The sequence below is a fragment of the Leisingera aquaemixtae genome, assembly GCF_019801145.1.
GTDB lineage: Bacteria > Pseudomonadota > Alphaproteobacteria > Rhodobacterales > Rhodobacteraceae > Leisingera > Leisingera aquaemixtae_A.
In genome coordinates, this window is the sequence record NZ_JAHVJQ010000005.1 from 315,463 (window position 1) to 333,692 (window position 18,230).

Below are 18,230 nucleotides of genomic sequence, written 5' to 3' on the forward strand. Positions count from 1 at the left end.
CTGCCGCATGCCAGATGCCCTGTCCATAATCGTCGTCGAACCCGACCGTGAGCGTGCATTCATGATCGTGGACGGGCTGCGCGGTGCCGGAAACTTCGACATTCAGGTCATCTCCGAGCCTTCGGGCCTTGCCCGCCAGATACAGGTGCGCGACCCGGACGTCGTCCTGATCGACATCGCCAACCCCTCCCGCGACGTGCTGGAGGAACTGACGCTGGCATCCGGACCCAAGGAACGGCCGGTGGCGATGTTCACCGACCGCAGCGGGGCCGGGCTGTCCGCCGCCGCTGTGGAGGCGGGTGTCTCGGCCTATGTGGTCGACGGGCTGCAGCCCGCCCGGCTGAAACCGGTTCTGGACGCCGCCATTGCCCGGTTCCGGCTGTTTCAGCGCATGCGCACGGAGCTCGCCGAAGCCAAACGCGCCCTGGAAGAGCGCAAGGTCATCGACCGTGCCAAGGGGATGGTCATGAAAGCCCGGGGCATTGGCGAGGATGAAGCCTATGCGCTGCTGCGCAAAGCCGCGATGGACCAGAACAAGCGCGTCGCCGAGGTTGCGCAGGCGCTGGTCACCGCTGCGGGGTTGCTGGCATGAGCATGACACGCATTCCTGCCGGCTATCTCCCGCTGACAGATGCGGCGCCGCTGATTGCCGCCCAGGAAATGGGCTTTGTCGCCGAGGAGCGGCTGACGCTGGATCTGCACCGCGCGCCCTCCTGGTCGTCGCTGCGGGACATGCTGGCCTTTGGCAAGGTGGACGCTGCACAGATGCTTGCACCGGTTCCGGTTGCCGCGGCGCTTGGCCTGGGCGGCGCCAGTGCGCCGTTTTCAGTTCTGTCCGTGCTCTCCGTCAATGGAACCGTCATTGTTGTCAGTAACAGCCTGTCTCGCAAAATGGCGGAAGCGGGGCACAGGTTTTCCTTTGATGATGCCGTGACAGCGGGCAAGGCCCTGATCGCCGCAGCCGGCCCGGACCTGCGGATCGGCGTCCCGTTTCCCTTCTCCATGCATACCGAACTGCTGACATACTGGCTGCGCGGGCTGGGGCCGGAAACGCCCCGGGGCATCAACATCCTGACGGTGCCGCCGCCGCGGATGGCAGAGGCGATCAAACGCGGTGAAATCGACGCCTTCTGCGTCGGAGAGCCTTGGGGGTCGATTGCCGTCGAGCAAGGCTCAGGCACGCTTCTGCTTCCCGGCAGGGCGATCTGGTCCTTTGCACCTGAAAAGGTGCTGGCCGTCCGCAGCGGCTGGGCAGAAACAGAACCCGGCCTGTCCGGCCGCCTGATCCGGGCACTGTGGCGCGCTGGGCGCTGGCTGGCCGACCCCGCCTCCCGCGGGCTGGCAGCGGAAATCCTGTCGTCCCGGCGGTATCTCGATCTGCCCGCCGAAATCATCGAACGCACGCTTTCCGGGAAGTTCACGGTTTCCGCTCAGGGCCTGCAGCGGGACGCGCCTGACTTCATCGAGTTTCACAACGGCGCGGCAGGCTTCCCCTGGCGCAGCCAGGCCCAATGGATCGCCCTGCAGCTTGCCGAGCGGAACGGCCTGGACCGCCAAGCGGCGCTGGAAACTGCCGGGTCCGTCTTCCGCAGCGACCTTTACCGTGCCGCCCTGCGGGGAACCGGGGCGAAGCTGCCGGGCGCCTCTTCGAAACTGGAAGGTGCGAACACCGCCAGCCTGCAGGCCGCAGGGGAATCGGAAACTGTCAGCTTGCTGCAGAACCGGTTTTTCGATGGCCGCGTTTTTGATCCCCTGGCCGCGGACTGATGAAAAATCAGGCAGCTTTCCGCGCAGCAACGCTGCAATGCAGAATTCTTTGCTGCACCCGCAAAGAAACCGTTGGCGCGGGACGGGCCTTCCGGCAGTCTGGGATCAGACAGGCAACGGAGCCTGACTGAGAGTTTTCCCGAAGACCGGGTTTCACTGAGCAAAGCCGCTCGACCCACCGCCACTCCTCCCGGCGGTGCGTGTCAGCGGCTTTTTTCTGTTCCGGCGCCCGCCGCCGGACACAGCTAGGAAAAGGAACCAACCCGATGAAACGACTGATGATGGCTCTTGCGGCCTCAACTGCCCTGACCGGACCGGCACTGGCCGCCACCCTGGAGCTGGAAAAGGATGTGCTGACCTTCGGCTTCATCAAGCTGACGGACATGGCACCGCTAGCAGTGGCCTATGAACAGGGATTCTTCGATGACGAGGGGCTGTTCGTCACCCTGGAAGCCCAGGCCAACTGGAAAGTTCTGCTGGATGGGGTGATCGACGGCACCCTGGACGGCGCCCACATGCTGGCAGGCCAGCCGCTGGCCGCAACCATCGGCTATGGCACCGAGGCGCATATCGTCACCCCGTTTTCCATGGACCTGAACGGCAACGGCATCACGCTTTCGAACGAAGTATGGGAGATGATGAAGCCGAACCTGCCCACAGACGCAGACGGCAAGATCGCCCATCCGATCTCCGCCTCCCATCTGAAGCCGGTGATCGAGGACTTCAACGCCAAGGGCAAGCCCTTCAACATGGGCATGGTGTTCCCGGTCTCCACCCACAACTATGAACTGCGCTACTGGCTGGCGGCCGGCGGCATCAACCCCGGCTACTACTCGCCCGAAAACGTGACCGGCCAAATCGGCGCCGAGGCGTTCCTGTCGGTGACACCGCCGCCGCAGATGCCCGCGACGCTGGAGGCCGGCACGATCTCCGGCTACTGCGTGGGGGAGCCGTGGAACCAGCAGGCCGTGTTCAAGGGCATCGGCGTTCCGGTCATCACCGATTACGAGCTGTGGAAGAACAACCCGGAAAAGGTCTTCGGCATCACTGCTGAATTCGCCGAGGAAAACCCGAACACCACGCTGGCAGTAGTCAAGGCACTGATCCGCGCCGCCATGTGGCTGGATGAAAACGACAACGCCAACCGCCCCGAAGCGGTCGAGATCCTGTCGCGCCCCGATTACGTCGGCGCCGACTATGACGTGATCGCCAACTCGATGACCGGCACCTTCGAGTACGAGAAAGGCGACAAGCGCGACGTCCCGGATTTCAACGTGTTCTTCCGCTACAACGCCACCTACCCGTTTTATTCGGATGCGGTCTGGTATCTCACGCAGATGCGCCGCTGGGGGCAGATAGCCGAGCCCAAGCCCGACAGCTGGTATGACGAGGTCGCCCGCTCGGTCTACAAGCCTGAAATCTACCTGGAAGCCGCACAGATGCTGGTGGATGAGGGCCTCGCCAACCCCGGCGACTTCCCCTGGGACAGCGACGGCTACAAGGCCCCGACGCCCGCAGAGGATATCATCGACGCCATTCCCTTCGATGGCAAAGCGCCCAACGCCTATATCGACAGCCTGCCGATCGGCCTGAAATCCAGCCAGACAGTTGTCGGCAGCACCGTGCAGGGCTGACCCCGGACGGGAGGGCGGGCGGGTCGATGCTCCCGCAGAAGCAAGCGCCGCTCCCCCCCAGAAATCCCCAGAGGACTACACTATGACCATCGCCGACCCCGACACGCTCAGTTCCGAGGCCCGCCAAGCGCGGCTGTTCACCCGGATCAACAAGCTGGACGCCTGGTTCCAGGTCTTCGGCCTGGCCTGGATCACCCCCGTCTTGAAGGCCGCCGCCGGAGACAACCCCAAGGCGCAGATGAAGGAAATCTGGCGCCTGCTTGCGGTTCCCGTTATCGCGATTGCCGCCTTCCTCATGCTCTGGGGCACACTGGCACCCAAGGTGCAGACCTCGCTCGGTGCGATCCCCGGTCCTGCTGCGGTCTGGACCGAAGCCGTGAACCTGCACCGCGACGCGCAGGCCAAGGCCGCCAAGGAACAGGCCCACTACGAGAAGGTGGAGGCCCGCAACCAGCGCTTCATCGACCGCGGCCAGCCGGAGCGGGTCAAGGACATCCCCTTTACGGGCGCGCCCTCCTACTACCAGCAAATCTGGACTTCGATCCAAACTGTCTTCTTCGGCTTCCTGATCGCCTCGGCCGTGGCCATTCCGCTGGGCATCCTTGCCGGGCTTTCACCGGCTGCGAATTCCGCCATCAATCCGCTGGTGCAGATTTTCAAACCGGTGTCGCCGCTCGCCTGGCTGCCGATCGTCACGATGATCGTCTCCGCCCTATATGCCAGCAACGACGGCTTGTTCACCAAGTCATTCCTGGTCTCCGCAGTCACCGTGACCCTGTGCTCGCTGTGGCCGACGCTGATCAATACCGCGCTGGGTGTGGCCTCCATCGACAAGGACCTGGTGAATGTCTCCAAGGTTCTGAAAATGAACACATATACCAAGATCACCAAGCTGGTGCTGCCGTCGGCGCTGCCGCTGATCTTCACCGGGCTGCGCCTGTCTCTCGGGGTCGGCTGGATGGTGCTGATCGCCGCCGAAATGCTGGCGCAGAACCCCGGCCTCGGCAAATTCGTCTGGGATGAATTCCAGAACGGCTCCTCCCAGTCACTGGCCAAGATCATCGTCGCAGTGCTGACCATTGGCATCATCGGCTTTCTCCTGGACCGGGTGATGTACGCGCTGCAGTCGCTCTTCACCTTCACAAACAACCGGTGAGCCGCCATGAGCATTCTTGAGTTCAAAAATGTCTCCAAGAGCTTCGGCGAGGGCACCAGCCGCACGCAAGTTCTGAAAAACATCAATCTCAGCGTTCAAGAGGGCGAGTTTCTGGTGCTTCTGGGCTTCTCCGGCACCGGCAAGACAACCCTGATCAACCTGATGGCCGGGCTGGAGAAGCCCGCACAGGGGTCGGTTACTTACCGGGGCAGAGAGATCACCGGCCCCGGTCCTGAGCGCGGGGTGGTCTTCCAAAATTATTCGCTGATGCCGTGGCTGACGGTGAACGGCAATGTGGCGCTGGCGGTGGACACCGTGTTTCCCGGCCTGCCCAAGGCGGACAAACAGGCGAAGTTGGATCATTACGTGAAAATGGTCGGCCTCAGCCACGCTGCGAACCACCGCCCGGCGGAGCTGTCGGGTGGCATGCGCCAGCGGGTCAACGTGGCCCGCGCGCTGGCGATGGATCCGGAGATGCTCTTGCTGGATGAGCCGCTGTCGGCGCTGGATGCGCTGACACGGGCCAATCTGGCGGATGAAATCGAAGCAATCTGGGAGGCGGACAAGAAGACCTGTGTGCTGATCACCAACGACGTGGATGAGGCCATTCTGCTGGCCGACCGCATCATCGTCCTGAACCCGGACGGCAGCCTGGGGGAAGAGTTCAAGGTCACCATTCCCCGCCCGCGCGACCGTTCCGCGATGAACACGAACGAGAGTTTCAAGCGCCTGCGGGCGGCGGTCACATCTTGCCTGATGGATGCGGGCATCAAGGCGCGGGCCGAGGGTTCGAAGATCCTTCCGGATGTGACACCGATCCACGGGCTTCCCTCGGCTGTGGCTGAGGCCGCGAAGTCGATGACCGAAGAGCGGTTTCTGGATTTCTCGCAGCTGCACAAGATCTATCCCACCCCCAAGGGGCCGCTGACGGTGGTCGAGGATTTCAACCTCAAGATCAACAAGGGCGAGTTCATCTCGCTGATCGGCCACTCGGGCTGCGGCAAATCCACGGTGCTGACCATGGCCGCAGGGCTGAACCCGATCTCCAAGGGGGCGATCAAGCTGGACCGCCGCCATGTAGAGGGTGCCGACCCGGAACGCGCGGTGGTGTTCCAATCACCCAACCTGTTTCCCTGGCTGACCGCACGGGAGAACTGCGCCATCGGCGTCGACAAGGTTTATCCCAAGGCGTCCCAGGCGGAGCGGCAGGACGTGGTCGAATACTACCTGGAGCGCGTCGGCCTGGCGGATGCGATGGACAAGCCTGCGCACGCTATGTCGAACGGCATGCAGCAGCGGGTCGGCATCGCCCGCGCCTTTGCCCTGTCGCCCAAGCTTCTGTTGCTCGATGAACCCTTCGGCATGCTCGACAGCCTGACCCGCTGGGAGCTGCAGGAGGTGCTGATGGAGGTCTGGTCCCGTACCAAGGTGACCGCCATCTGCGTCACCCATGATGTCGATGAGGCGATCCTGCTGGCCGACCGGGTGGTGATGATGACCAACGGACCCCAGGCCACCATCGGCAAGATCACCGACGTGAAGCTGCCGCGCCCGCGCACCCGCAAGGCGCTGCTGGAACACCCGGATTACTACACCTACCGGCAGGAGGTGCTCGATTTCCTGGAGGAATACGAGCACGGGGCGAAACCCAAGCCCAAACCGGCGGCAGACAAGATTGCAGCGGAGTAAGACCATGACCCAGAAACTCGTCATCATCGGGGCCGGCATGGCCTCTGGCCGGGTGATCGAGCATCTGCTCGACGCGGACCCCGGCGCCTTTGACATCACCCTGTTCAACGCCGAGCCGCGCGGCAACTACAACCGCATCATGCTGAGCCCGGTGCTGTCGGGTGAAAAGACCTATGAGGAGATCGTAACCCACAGCGACGAGTGGTACGCGGAGCGCGGCATCACCTGCAGGTTCGGCGAGCATGTGGTACGAGTGGACCCGGAGATGAAAGTGGTGGAGGGCGAAAACGGCCATGTGCCGTATGACAAGCTGGTGATCGCCACCGGCTCAGCCCCCTTTATCATCCCGGTGCCGGGGCACGACCTGCCGGGGGTGATTTCCTACCGCGACCTGGACGATACCAACGCGATGATCGACGCTGCCGCCAGCGGGGGCAAGGCGGTGGTGATCGGCGGCGGCCTCCTCGGGCTGGAGGCCGCCGCAGGTCTCAAGGAGCGCGGCATGGATGTGACCGTGCTGCACCTGATGGGCCACCTGATGGAGCGCCAGCTGGATGAGGCCGCGGGCTATCTGTTGCGCAAGGATCTGGAGGCGCGCGGCATCACCGTGAAAACCCAGGCCTCGACCAAGGCGATCCTGGGCGAAGACCGGGCGCAAGCGGTACTGCTGGAAAGCGGCGAAACGCTGGGGGCCGATCTGGTGGTGATGGCGGTGGGCATCCGACCGGAAACCCGGCTTGCCAATGACGCGCATCTGGATGTGGCGCGCGGCATCGAGGTGAACGCGCAGATGCAGACGTCCGACCCGGATATCTATGCCGTGGGGGAATGCGTGGAGTTTGACGGCCATCTGTTCGGCCTGGTGGCGCCGCTCTATGATCAGGCCAAGGTGCTGGCAGACAGCCTGCTGGACCAGCCCAACGCCTTTGCGGTCAAGGAACTGGCCACCAAGCTCAAGGTCACCGGCTGCGACCTGTTCAGCGCCGGGGATTTTGCCGAGGGCGAGGGGCGCGAGGACATTGTCTTCCGCGATCCCTCCCGCGGCATCTACAAGCGGCTGGTGATCGAAGGCGACCGGCTGGTCGGCGCGGTGATGTACGGCGATACCGCCGACGGCAGCTGGTTCTTCGGGCTGATCAAGGACGGCACTGATATCGAGGAGATGCGCGAGACGCTGATCTTCGGCCCGGCCTTCCAGGGGGGCGCCTCCGCGGACCCTCTGTCAGCCGTTGCAGCCTTGCCGCCTGAGGCGGAGATCTGCGGCTGCAACGGCGTCTGCAAGGGACAGATCACCAGCGCCATCGAAGGCGGCGCAACCGACCTCGGCGCGATCCGCGCCACGACCAAGGCCAGCGCCTCTTGCGGCACCTGCACCGGGCTGGTGGAACAGCTGCTGGCGGTGACGCTGGGCGATGGCTATGCCGCGCCGCAGGCGCAGCCCGTCTGCGGCTGCACCCATCACACCCACGAGGACGTGCGCCGCCTGATCAAGGCCCAAGAGCTGAAAAGCCAGGCGGCGGTCTGGCAGGAGCTGGGCTGGACCACCCCCAACGGCTGCCATGTCTGCCGCCCGGCGGTGAACTACTACCTGCTGGCGGACTGGCCGCTGGAATACCGCGACGATCCGCAAAGCCGCTTCGTCAACGAGCGCAAGCACGCCAACATCCAGAAAGACGGCACCTTTTCCGTGGTGCCGCGGATGTGGGGCGGCATCACCACCCCGGACGAACTGCGTGCGATTGCCGATGCTGCCGACAAATACGCGGTGCCAACGGTCAAGGTAACTGGCGGCCAGCGTATCGACCTTTTGGGCGTCAGGGGCGAGGACCTGCCTGCGATCTGGGGTGATCTGAACCGTGCCGGGCTGGTTTCGGGCCATGCCTATTCCAAGGGGCTGCGCACGGTGAAGACCTGCGTCGGCACCGACCATTGCCGGTTCGGCACCCAGGACTCGACCGGGCTGGGCATCAAGCTGGAAAAGCACCTGTGGGGGTCCTGGACGCCGCACAAGCTGAAACTGGCGGTCTCCGGCTGCCCGCGCAACTGCGCCGAGGCAACCTGCAAGGACATTGGCGTGGTCTGCGTCGAAAGCGGTTATGAAATCCACGTCGGCGGTGCCGCGGGCATGGAGATCAAGGGCACCGAGCTGCTGTGTAAGGTGGCAACCGAGGACGAGGCGATCGAGGTGATCTCGGCGATGACCCAGATCTACCGCGAGAACGCCCGGTACCTGGACCGGATCTACAAATGGCTGGCCAGGGTCGGGCTCGACTGGGTCAAGGCGCAAGTCGTCGAGGACGCGGAGAACCGCAAGGTGCTGGCGGAGCGGTTTCAGCTGTCGCAGTCCGTTTATCGCAAGGACCCCTGGGCGGAGCACGCGCAGGACAGCACCACCCGGGCGCAATACGCCCCCCTTGCCAATCTCACACTGGAGGCTGCGGAATGAACTGGATCGACATCGGCCATATCGACGATATCCCGCTGCATGGCGCGCGGGTGGTGAAAACCCCCGCGGGCTGCGTTGCCTTGTTCCGCACCGGCGCGGCAGAGGTCTTTGCCGCCGACGACCGCTGCCCGCACAAGGGCGGGCCGCTGTCTGAGGGCATCGTGCACGGCCAAAGCGTGACCTGCCCGCTGCACAACTGGGTGTTCGATCTGAACACCGGCGCGGCGCAGGGGGCGGATGAGGGCCGGATCGGCACCTATCCGGTCCGGGTGGACGGCGGCCGCCTGCTGATCGATGGCAATGCCATCGGCAAGCGGAGCGCTGCGTGATGGCAGGAGCGGCTTGCCAGGAGGTCCGGTCTACTTGCCCCTATTGCGGCACCGGCTGCGGCGTGCTGCTGCGCCCGGACGGCGCGGGCGGGCTGGCGGTGCGCGGCGACCCGGACCACCCGGCCAACCGCGGGCGGCTCTGCTCCAAGGGACTGGCACTGGGGGAAACCCTGGGGCTGGAGGGCCGCCTGCTGGCGCCGCAAGTGAACGGGCAGCAGACCGATTGGGACAGCGCGCTGGACCTGGTCGCCGCCAGGTTCCGGCAGGCGGTGGAGCAGCACGGCCCGGACAGCGTCGGTTTCTACCTGTCGGGCCAGATGCTGACCGAAGATTACTATGTCGCCAACAAGCTGATGAAGGGCTTTCTCGGCTCCGCCAATATCGACACCAACTCGCGCCTCTGCATGGCCTCCACCGTCGCGGGCCACAAACGTGCCTTTGGCACCGATACGGTGCCCGGCACCTATGAGGATCTGGACGAGGCCGATCTGATCGTGCTGGTGGGCTCCAACTTGGCCTGGTGCCACCCGGTGCTGCATCAACGCATTCTGGCAGCGCGCGAGGCACGCGGCACCAGGCTGGTGGTAATCGACCCGCGCCGCACCGCCAGCTGCGATCAAGCGGACATGCATCTGAAACTGCGGGCAGGCAGCGATGTGGCGCTGTTCAACCGCCTGCTGGCGGCGCTTCACGAAGGCGGCGCGCTGGATGCGGAATATCTGCGGCATGTGAACGGGCTGGGTGAGGCGCTGGACGCCGCCTTTGCTGCCGATGCCGCGGTGACCGGGCTGGAGAGTTCCGAGATCGCAGCCTTCTGCGAACTGTGGATGCGCACCGACAAGGTGGTGACGATCTTCAGCCAGGGGGTGAACCAGTCCACTTCCGGCACCGACAAGGTAAACGCGATCCTGAACTGCCATCTGGCCTCCGGCCGGATCGGCAAACCTGGCTGCGGCCCCTTCTCGGTGACCGGCCAGCCCAACGCCATGGGCGGGCGCGAAGTTGGCGGGCTGGCCAATATGCTGGCCTGCCACATGGACCTGGAAAACAGCGGCCACCGGGCCGCCGTGCAGGAGTTCTGGGACGCCCCCGCGATGCCCGAACGCGCAGGCCTGAAGGCGGTCGACCTGTTCCGTGCCGCGGGCGACGGACGGCTCAAGGCGCTGTGGATCATCCACACCAACCCCGCCGTCACCATGCCGGAGGCCGATGCTGTTGCCGCGGCCATCAAGACCTGCGAGTTCACTGTGGTCAGCGACATCACAGCCGCAACCGACACCGCCCGTCTGGCGGATGTGCTGCTGCCCGCTGCCGGTTGGGCGGAAAAGGACGGCACCGTCACCAATTCGGACCGCACCATCAGCCGCCAGCGCGCCGCCCTGCCGCCGCCGGGTGAGGCCCGCGCCGACTGGGACATCCTGGCCGATGCGGGCCGGCGCATGGGCTGGGGCGCTGCGTTTGATTATCAGTCTCCGGCGCAGATCTTCCGTGAACATGCGGCCTTGTCCGGGCTGGCTGGCAGCTTCGGGCTGGACTTCGATATCTCCGGCCTCAGCGGCCTGTCCGACTCTGACTACGAAGGGTTGCGCCCGGTCCGCTGGCCGGTCAGCCGCAGCCGCCAGGGCGGGCGCTTCTTTGCGGACGGGCAGTTCTTTCACCCGGACGGCAAGGCCCGCATGCTGCCCGTCCGCTGCCGACCGCCTGCCGCCTCACAAGACCGCCAGTATCCGTTCCGCCTGAACACCGGCCGCATCCGCGACCAGTGGCACACGATGACCCGCACCGGCAAAGCGCCGCGCCTGTCGGCCCACCTGGCGGAACCCTTTGCCGATATCCATCCGGAGGACGCCCGGCGGCTGGGGGTCCAGCCTGCGGACCTGCTGCGGCTCAGCAGTCCGCACGGGCAGGCCATCCTGCGCGCCCGTATCACAGCGGACGTGCAGCCCGGCGACCTGTTTGTGCCGATCCACTGGACCGGCGAAACCGCCCCTTCGGCGCGCATCGATACGCTTGTCGCTGCGGCGGTTGATCCGGTTTCGGGGCAGCCCGAAAGCAAGGCCGCCGTCGTCGCGGCGGAGCGCTGGCAGGCCGCCTGGTACGGCTTTGCAGTCTCGCGCCGACCGATGGCGCCCCGGACGGACTACTGGGCCATGACCCGCACCAAAACCGGATACCGGGCCGAATTGGCCGGATCGCCGCCCCTCGGCGACGCCGAAGCCGCGGCCCGGACCTTGTTCGCGATGCCGGACGCGGAGCTGCAGATGATGACGGACAGCAGCAGGGGCATTACCCGGCTGGCCCTGTGCCGGGACGGCAGGGTCCAGGCAGCGCTGTTCACCGCGCCGGAGCCAGTGGCCGTCAGCCGGGATTACCTGGCCGGGCTGCCAGGCACCTGCGCAAGCGGCATCCTGACTGGAGTTCCGGCGGCGGACCAGCCGGATCCCGGCCCGCTGGTTTGCGCCTGCTTCAACGTCGGCGCCAGCAGCATTCTTCAGGCCATCGAAACAGGCGGTTTGCTGAGTGTCGCAGATGTCGGCGCAGCCCTTCAGGCCGGCACAAATTGCGGCTCCTGCCGTTCCGATATCGCAGCCCTGCTGGCCCGGGCTGCCGTCCCGCATGCCGCAGAATAGAAGGCCGCGGCATGACAGCAGTCTCAAAAAATGGGCGCCCGCTGTCAGAAAATCGCGGCGGGCAGCCAGGTTGCAAGGCCGGGGATCAGCCAGACCAGCAGAACACCCAGCGCCTGCAGCCCGATGAACGGCACCACCCCCTGATAGATCTGGCGGGTGGTAACCTCCTTCGGGGCGGCGCCGCGCAGGTAGAACAGCGAAAAGCCAAAGGGCGGTGTCAGGAAGCTGGTCTGAAGGTTGATCGCGATCAGGATGCCCAGCCAGACCGGGTCATGTCCCATCAGGATCAGGGCCGGCGTCACCAGCGGCAGCACGATGACAGAGATTTCGACAAAATCGAGGAAGAAACCCAGCACAAAGATGAACAGCATGCAGAACAGCAGCGCGCCGGTCGGCCCGCCGGGCATGCTGCCCAGGAAGTGCGCCACCCGCTCCTCGCCGCCCAGGCCAATGAACACCAGGGAAAACATGCCCGCCGCCAGGATGGTGGCAAAGATCATCGCCGTCATCGTCGCGGTTGAGGTGACGGCATCATGCAGAATGCGCTTCTGCAAGCCGCTGCGCAGGGCGGCCAGGATGGCAAAGGCCCCTGCCCCGGCCAGCAGCGCATAGAAGACCCCTGCCGCCAGATCGCCGCCGCCCAGGTCGCTGCGCTGCAGCCGGACAGGATGGACCCCGGCGAGGATGCCCAGCAGGATCAGCGCCGCCGCTCCGAACAGGATCAGCCGGGCCGGGCCGCCCGCTCGCGCGCCCGCCATCAGCAGGGCACCGATGCCGCCTACTGACGCGGCCTCAGTCGGGGTGGCAACACCGCCCAGGATGGCGCCGAGCACGGCAAAGATCAGCAGGATCGGCGGCACCACCGCGCGCACAACTTCGCCGCCGTTCGGGCGGGCCACCCCGGCCGGAGCCGACGGCATGTCCTGCGGCCGCAGCAGGCCTCGGATCAGGATATACAGAAGATAAAGCACCACCAGCACCAGCCCCGGCACCAGCGCCGCGGCAAAGAACTGGCCCACCGACAGGGCCTCGACCGAGAACTTGCCCTGCTCGTACTGGGCCTGCTGGTAGGCGTTCGACATCACGTCGGCCAGGATGATCAAAAGCGTCGAAGGCGGAATAATCTGCCCCAGCGTGCCTGCAGTGCACACGATGCCCGAGGCCACCCGCGGATCATAGCCCGCGCGCAGCATGGCTGGCAGGGCGATCATGCCCATCGCCACCACTGTCGCGCCGACAATGCCGGTTGAGGCCGCCAGCAGCGCCCCCACCAGTACAACCGAAATGCCCAGACCGCCCTTCAGCTGGCCGAACAGCCGCCCCATGGTGTCCAAGAGCTCTTCTGCGATGCGGCTTTTCTCAAGGATCGCCCCCATCAGCACAAACAGCGGAATGGCGATCAGCACCTCGTTGCTCAGCAGGCCGAATGCCCGCTGGCCCAGCGCCCCCAGCAACGAGACGTCCATCACCCCCAGCACCCAGCCGAGGTAGGCAAAAACCACCGCAACCCCGGCAATGGAGAAGGCGACCGGAAACCCCATGAGGATCGCCGCCATCAGCGCGGCAAACATGATCAGGTCAAGGTAGGCGGTCATCAGGTGTCACTTTCGAAAAACAGGCGGATCAGCAGCGCCAGGGACTGCAGCATCACCAGTACGCAGAACGCCGGGATCAGCGATTTCAGCAGGAACACAGCCTCGATGCCGCCAACAGCCAGCGGGCCTTCAAGAATGGACCAGGAATTGCGCACCGACGGCCAGGACCAGTAGAGCAGCGCCGCCATCGAGGGCAGCAGCAGGAACAGGTGGCCGAAGATGTCGATGCGGCGCTGCGCCCTGCGGCTGAGGCCGGCATAGAACACATCCACCCGCACGTGCTTGTCGACCAGCAGCGTGTAGCCCGCAGCCAGCATGAACAGGGCGGAGTGCATGTAAAGGACACTTTCCTGCGCGGCGATCGAGTTCACACCGAATACATAGCGCCCGACCACGATGGCAAACTGCGCCAGCACCATGGTCAGCGCCAGCCATCGCACCACATGCGCCAGCCCCCGGTTCACCCCGTCCAGCGCATCTGCAACCCGTTGCATCCTGCTTTCTCCCCATCAAAAAACCGGCGCCCGCTGCGGCGGGCGCCGGCTGTCTTTCCGGTCTCAGTAGCCCATCACCGAGGCACGGGCGTTCATCTGGCCATTGTCGGCATAGCTCATGTAGCCGCCGACGCTGTCGCGGTAGGCCAGGAAGCTTTCGGTGATACGGCGCACCAGCTCATCCTCGTCCTCCTGCAGCTCTGCGACCACCTCCTTGGCGGCGGCGCCCATTGCGGCGATCACATCCTCCGGGAACATCTTCACCTGCACACCATCCTCGTCGACCATCTTCTTGAGGGCCAGCGCGTGTTTGGTGGTGTATTCGGTCCAGACCGGATTGTAGAGGCTCTCGCAGGCCAGCGACACCACCTGCTGCAGGTCCTCGGGCAGCTCGGCAAAGACATTGGCGTTGACGCCGCATTCCTCAGCCGAGGACGGCTCACCCACGCCGGGCCAGTAGTAGTTCTTGGCCACCTGGTAGTAGCCAAGCGCGCTGTCGGTCCAGGGGCCGATGAACTCACCGGCATCCAGCGCGCCGGTCTGCAGGCCCTGGAACATCGCCGGGCCGCTGGTGGCCTCTGCCGCCATGCCCAGTTTCGAGGCCATCTCCGACGCGAGGCCGGTGGTGCGGAATTTCAGACCCTTCAGGTCTTCGGCAGAGTTGATCTCGGTCTTGAACCAGCCGCCCCACTGCGGGCCGGAGTTGCCGCACAGGAACGGCTTGATGCCAAAGCGGCCGTACATCTCGTCATAGAGCGCCTGGCCGCCGCCGTGGTACATCCAGCCGAACTGCTCGTCCGCACGCAGGCCGAACGGCTGCGAGCCGAACAGCAGGATGCCCTTGGACTTGGACCCCCAGTAGGCCGGCACCGCGTGGTAGAGCTCAGCCGTGCCTTCGGACACCGCGTCGAACACGCCGCGGCCCGGCACCAGTTCGCCCGCGGCAAACAGCTTCACCTCGATCCGGCCGCCCGACAGGGTGGTGATCCGGTCGGCCAGCATCTGCGCCGCCACACCCGGTCCCGGCAGGTTCTTGGGCCAGGCCGTGACCATTTTCCACTGCATCTTGCCCTGGGCAATGGCCGGGCTCGCCAGCGTCGCCGCTGCCGCGCCCATTGCGCCGGCTTTCAAGAATGCGCGTCTTTCCATATCTCCAGTCCTCCGTCTGTCGGTGCATCTGCAGCAGGCCGGTGGCGGCAGTGCAGACTCATTTTTTGTACGCGCTTTACATTAATATGTAGCTACATATTATTGTCAATCACGGTTGCGCGGTTCCAAGTCGCCTTTCCGCGCAGGATGCAATATGGAGCGGCGAAGCGCATTTTCCCGTTTGGCCTGGGGAGGACGATGACGGATAAGCAGCGGCATTCCTGGGTGAGCATCCGGGACAGCATCCGGGAGATGATCCTGAACTCCACCTACGGGCCGGGGGACAAGCTGCCGCGGGACGAGGAGTTCGCCGCCCGCTTCGGCTGCGCCCGATCCACCGTTCACCGGGCGATGCGCGACCTGGCCCAGAGCGGTCTGGTGGAACGGCGCCGCAAGGGCGGCACCATGGTGCGGCGCGATCCGGTGACCCGCGCAACGCTCGATATCCCGATCACCCGGCTTGAGGTCGAGCAGAAGGGCAGCACCTACGGTTACCAGCTGATCCGGCAGTCTGTGCAGCCTTCCAGCCCGGCCATTATGGCCAATTTCGGCCTGCCGGAGGCCCGCCCGATGCTGCGCGTCGAAGCTTTGCACCTGGCCGACAGCCGCCCCTATATTTTCGAGGACCGCTGGATCTGTCTGGAAACCGTGCCGGAGATCACCTCGGTGGACCTGACCCGCGAAAGCGCCAACGAATGGCTGGTCCGCAACCGCCCTTACAGCCGCTGCGACCTGCGCCTCTACGCCCGTCCCGGCACCCCCAGCGATAGCGAAATCCTCCAGAGCTCCCCCGGTGATGCGCTTTTCGTAATGGAGCGCACCACCTGGATCGGCGACGCGCCGATTACCAGCCTCTGTGCCGTTGCCCACCCGGGCTACCAGCTTTTCACCCGGGGCTGACGGAAAGCACCGCGCCAGAGGCCGGATCCGGACTGCCGGTGCCATTGCCGCGCGCACCTCACGGCTGGCAGCCGTGCCCAGCCATTCAGCTTCCGAATCACTGCACCGCGCCCGCCGCGACCCTCCCGCGCGGGAGGGTTTGCACGGCAGTGCGGGCGTTAGCGGCCGCTGCGAAAAAAGCAGGGATAACAGGTCCGGAACACGCAAATTCGAGCTCCGAATGCATGATTACCGTCTTGACGCCGGTCGGACCGGTCAGGAGAAATAGCCCCATGGCGTTTCCGGCACATATCCTCCGGCTCATCAGGGTGGCTGCTGCATTTGCAGTGATCCTTGTACTGGGGTTTTCACTGCCATCCGCCGCGCATTCCATTGCGGGTCATCACGGCGATGCCGCGGTCTCGCATACCGGCGACAACCATGCCGGTGCAGCCATGCCCGGTGCGGCGCATGACGCTGCCGGCACCGGCGCGCAGGATGGCCAGGATGCGCCCCGGAATGCCGACGGCGCGAACTGCTGTGCGGGCGCCTGCATGGCAGTTGCTGTGCTGTCTTTGCAGCCGGAAGAAATCTCCGTGACCCAGTCTGTGCGCTGGAAGCAGGAGAATTCGCAGCTGCCGTCCAGGGAACAGCTCGCACTGCTGCGCCCGCCAAGAGCCTGAGACATCTGAACCGTTTCAACGGTCTCTAAAACCCTCCTGCACGCAGATGCAGGAGCCGTGCAGACATACCTCAGGAAAACCACATGAAATCTCTCTTTCTGGCCGGGGCGGGCGCCCTGCTGCTGGGGGCGTGCGCAAGGACACCGGCGGCACTGCCCGATACGGCAGCCTTGCAAACTGCCGCCGCACCTTCCGGCCCATACCGTTCCTTAAAGTACCAGTCTCCGCTCAAGGGGTTTGAAACATACCAGCCCAGCGGCCCCGCGTCCTGGCGCGGTGTCAACAAGCAGCAGGAGAGCCAATGATGACAGCGAAAACTTGGAGCGTCCTTCTGGCGCCGCCCCTGGTGCTGGCCGCCTGCTCGGCCGCGGTGCCGGAAAAATTCACCAGCCCGCAGGCCGGGTATCAGGAGGTCGCCAGCCAGACCTCGGCCGCCATCGGCAAGCGCACGGCCTTTGCCCAGACACAGGCGCAGAACGAGGCGCTGGCAAGGGAAGTCCGGCAACTGGTCCATGGCAAGACGATCTCCGCCGATACTGCGGTGCAGGCCGCGCTTTTGAACAACAAGGGCTTGCAGGCGTCGTATGCCGCGGTCGGCCTTTCGGCGGCAGAGGCCTGGCAGCAGATGACGCCGGAAAACCCTGTGGTCTCGATCGGCCTGATGGGGATCGGCGCGCCGGAACTGGGCCTGTACCGGGCGCTGGAATCGACCATCGCCGTGAACCTGCTGGACGTGAAGACCCGCAAGCAGCGCGTCGCCGTGGCTGAGGCGCAGTTCCAGCAGGCGCAGCTGAACGCGGTGAACGACACGCTGGCGCTGGCCGGGCAGACCCGGGCGGCCTGGATCAATGCCGTGGCCGCGTTTGAACGGCTGAGCTACTTGCGCCAGGCCAGCGGGACAGCGGCAGCGGGGGCCGAGCTGGCCAGCCAGCTGGGCAAGACCGGTGCGTTGAACAAGGCGGGCCAGGCGCGCGAGTTTGCCTTCAATGCCGAACTGGCCGGCCAGGTCGCCCGTGCCCGGCTGGAAGCGCAGCTCGCCAAGGAGGAGCTGACGCGGCTGATGGGCCTTTGGGGCAGCGACGCCAACTACTATGTGCCGGATGCGCTGCCGCCACTGCCAAAGTCCCTGCCGCGGGTCGCTTCGATCGAAGCGGCGGCATTGCGGAACCGGGTTGATCTGAAGGTCGCCAAGCTCGGGCTGGAGGCGCAGGCCCGCGCCTTTGGCCTGACTGACCGGACCCGGCTGGTCACCGATCTGGAACTGATTGCCGGGGCCGAGGCCGAGCGCGAGCGGGAAGACGGGGCGACGAACACCGAAACCCTGCCGCAGCTGGAGCTGGAGTTTGCCATTCCGGTGTTCGACACCGGCAAGGCGCGGATGCGCAAGGCGGAGCTCACCTACCTGCAAGCGGCCAACGTTCTGGCCGAACGGGCGGTCAGTGTCCGATCTGAGGCCCGCAGCGCAGAGCTGGCCTATCACTCATCTTACGAGATCGCGCGCCACTACCGCGACGTGCTGGTGCCGCTGCGCCGGACAATCGAGGAGGAAGGGCTTCTCAGCTATAATGGCATGATCACCAGCACCTTCGAACTGCTCACCGGCGTGCGCGACAAGCTGGCGGGCTCGCTGGAGGCGGCCAATGCCAAGCGCGATTTCTGGCTGGCCCAGGCCAATGTCAGCGCCGCGATCTATGGCGGCGGCACGGGTTCCGCACCGCAGAACGGCAGCGAACAGATTGCCGCCGCCGGCGGTGCAGGCCATTGAAAGGATCACATGAC

At 65.3% G+C, this 18,230-nt stretch carries 14 protein-coding genes; 11 read left to right on the forward strand and 3 right to left on the reverse strand.

Annotation, left to right across the window (positions count from 1 at the left end; translation table 11 throughout):
- Positions 1–7: 7 nt before the first annotated feature.
- From KUW17_RS14435 to KUW17_RS14470, 8 genes are all read left to right on the forward strand, one after another.
- Positions 8–592, forward strand: a complete 585-nt coding sequence (locus tag KUW17_RS14435) for an ANTAR domain-containing response regulator (RefSeq protein WP_222480323.1) — start codon at positions 8–10, stop codon at positions 590–592.
- On the forward strand, positions 589–1,767 hold the full coding sequence (locus tag KUW17_RS14440) for a CmpA/NrtA family ABC transporter substrate-binding protein (protein WP_222480325.1): 1,179 nt from the start codon (positions 589–591) through the stop codon (positions 1,765–1,767). Before KUW17_RS14435 ends, KUW17_RS14440 begins: the two co-directional genes overlap by 4 nt.
- A 266-nt stretch (positions 1,768–2,033) precedes the next feature.
- Positions 2,034–3,401, forward strand: a complete 1,368-nt coding sequence (locus tag KUW17_RS14445; protein ID WP_222480327.1) for a CmpA/NrtA family ABC transporter substrate-binding protein — start codon at positions 2,034–2,036, stop codon at positions 3,399–3,401.
- 82 nt (positions 3,402–3,483) lie between these two features.
- Positions 3,484–4,557, forward strand: a complete 1,074-nt coding sequence (locus tag KUW17_RS14450; protein WP_222480330.1) for an ABC transporter permease — start codon at positions 3,484–3,486, stop codon at positions 4,555–4,557.
- 6 nt (positions 4,558–4,563) lie between these two features.
- A complete protein-coding gene (locus KUW17_RS14455; RefSeq protein ID WP_222480332.1) occupies positions 4,564–6,246 on the forward strand; it encodes an ABC transporter ATP-binding protein in 1,683 nt (560 codons plus the stop codon).
- Positions 6,247–6,250: 4 nt separating this feature from the next.
- A complete protein-coding gene (nirB, locus tag KUW17_RS14460) occupies positions 6,251–8,692 on the forward strand; it encodes a nitrite reductase large subunit NirB (protein ID WP_222480334.1) in 2,442 nt (813 codons plus the stop codon).
- A complete protein-coding gene (nirD, locus tag KUW17_RS14465; protein ID WP_222480337.1) occupies positions 8,689–9,021 on the forward strand; it encodes a nitrite reductase small subunit NirD in 333 nt (110 codons plus the stop codon). The genes nirB and nirD overlap by 4 nt, the downstream gene beginning before the upstream one ends.
- Positions 9,021–11,651 (forward strand): nitrate reductase, encoded by a 2,631-nt coding sequence (locus KUW17_RS14470; protein ID WP_222480339.1) that lies wholly within the window; start codon positions 9,021–9,023, stop codon positions 11,649–11,651. Before nirD ends, KUW17_RS14470 begins: the two co-directional genes overlap by 1 nt.
- A 44-nt stretch (positions 11,652–11,695) precedes the next feature.
- On the opposite strand, the gene KUW17_RS14475 is transcribed toward KUW17_RS14470, so the two are convergent.
- The 3 genes from KUW17_RS14475 to KUW17_RS14485 all read right to left on the reverse strand — a co-directional run bounded on the left by KUW17_RS14475 (position 11,696) and on the right by KUW17_RS14485 (position 14,889).
- Positions 11,696–13,246 (reverse strand): TRAP transporter large permease subunit, encoded by a 1,551-nt coding sequence (locus KUW17_RS14475; protein ID WP_222480341.1) that lies wholly within the window; start codon positions 13,244–13,246, stop codon positions 11,696–11,698.
- Positions 13,246–13,740 (reverse strand): TRAP transporter small permease subunit, encoded by a 495-nt coding sequence (locus tag KUW17_RS14480; protein ID WP_222480343.1) that lies wholly within the window; start codon positions 13,738–13,740, stop codon positions 13,246–13,248. Before KUW17_RS14480 ends, KUW17_RS14475 begins: the two co-directional genes overlap by 1 nt.
- Before the next feature lie 63 nt (positions 13,741–13,803).
- Positions 13,804–14,889, reverse strand: coding sequence for a TRAP transporter substrate-binding protein (locus KUW17_RS14485; protein ID WP_222480345.1), 1,086 nt, complete (start codon positions 14,887–14,889; stop codon positions 13,804–13,806).
- A 198-nt stretch (positions 14,890–15,087) separates the two neighbouring features.
- On the opposite strand from KUW17_RS14485, the gene KUW17_RS14490 reads away from it, so the two are divergent.
- The 3 genes from KUW17_RS14490 to KUW17_RS14500 all read left to right on the forward strand — a co-directional run bounded on the left by KUW17_RS14490 (position 15,088) and on the right by KUW17_RS14500 (position 18,216).
- Positions 15,088–15,789 (forward strand): GntR family transcriptional regulator, encoded by a 702-nt coding sequence (locus KUW17_RS14490; protein ID WP_222480347.1) that lies wholly within the window; start codon positions 15,088–15,090, stop codon positions 15,787–15,789.
- Between the two features lie 272 nt (positions 15,790–16,061).
- A complete protein-coding gene (locus KUW17_RS14495) occupies positions 16,062–16,451 on the forward strand; it encodes a hypothetical protein (RefSeq protein ID WP_222480350.1) in 390 nt (129 codons plus the stop codon).
- A gap of 304 nt (positions 16,452–16,755) precedes the next feature.
- Complete coding sequence (locus KUW17_RS14500; RefSeq protein ID WP_222480352.1) at positions 16,756–18,216, forward strand: TolC family protein; 1,461 nt, start codon at positions 16,756–16,758, stop codon at positions 18,214–18,216.
- The last annotated feature ends 14 nt before the right edge of the window (positions 18,217–18,230 follow it).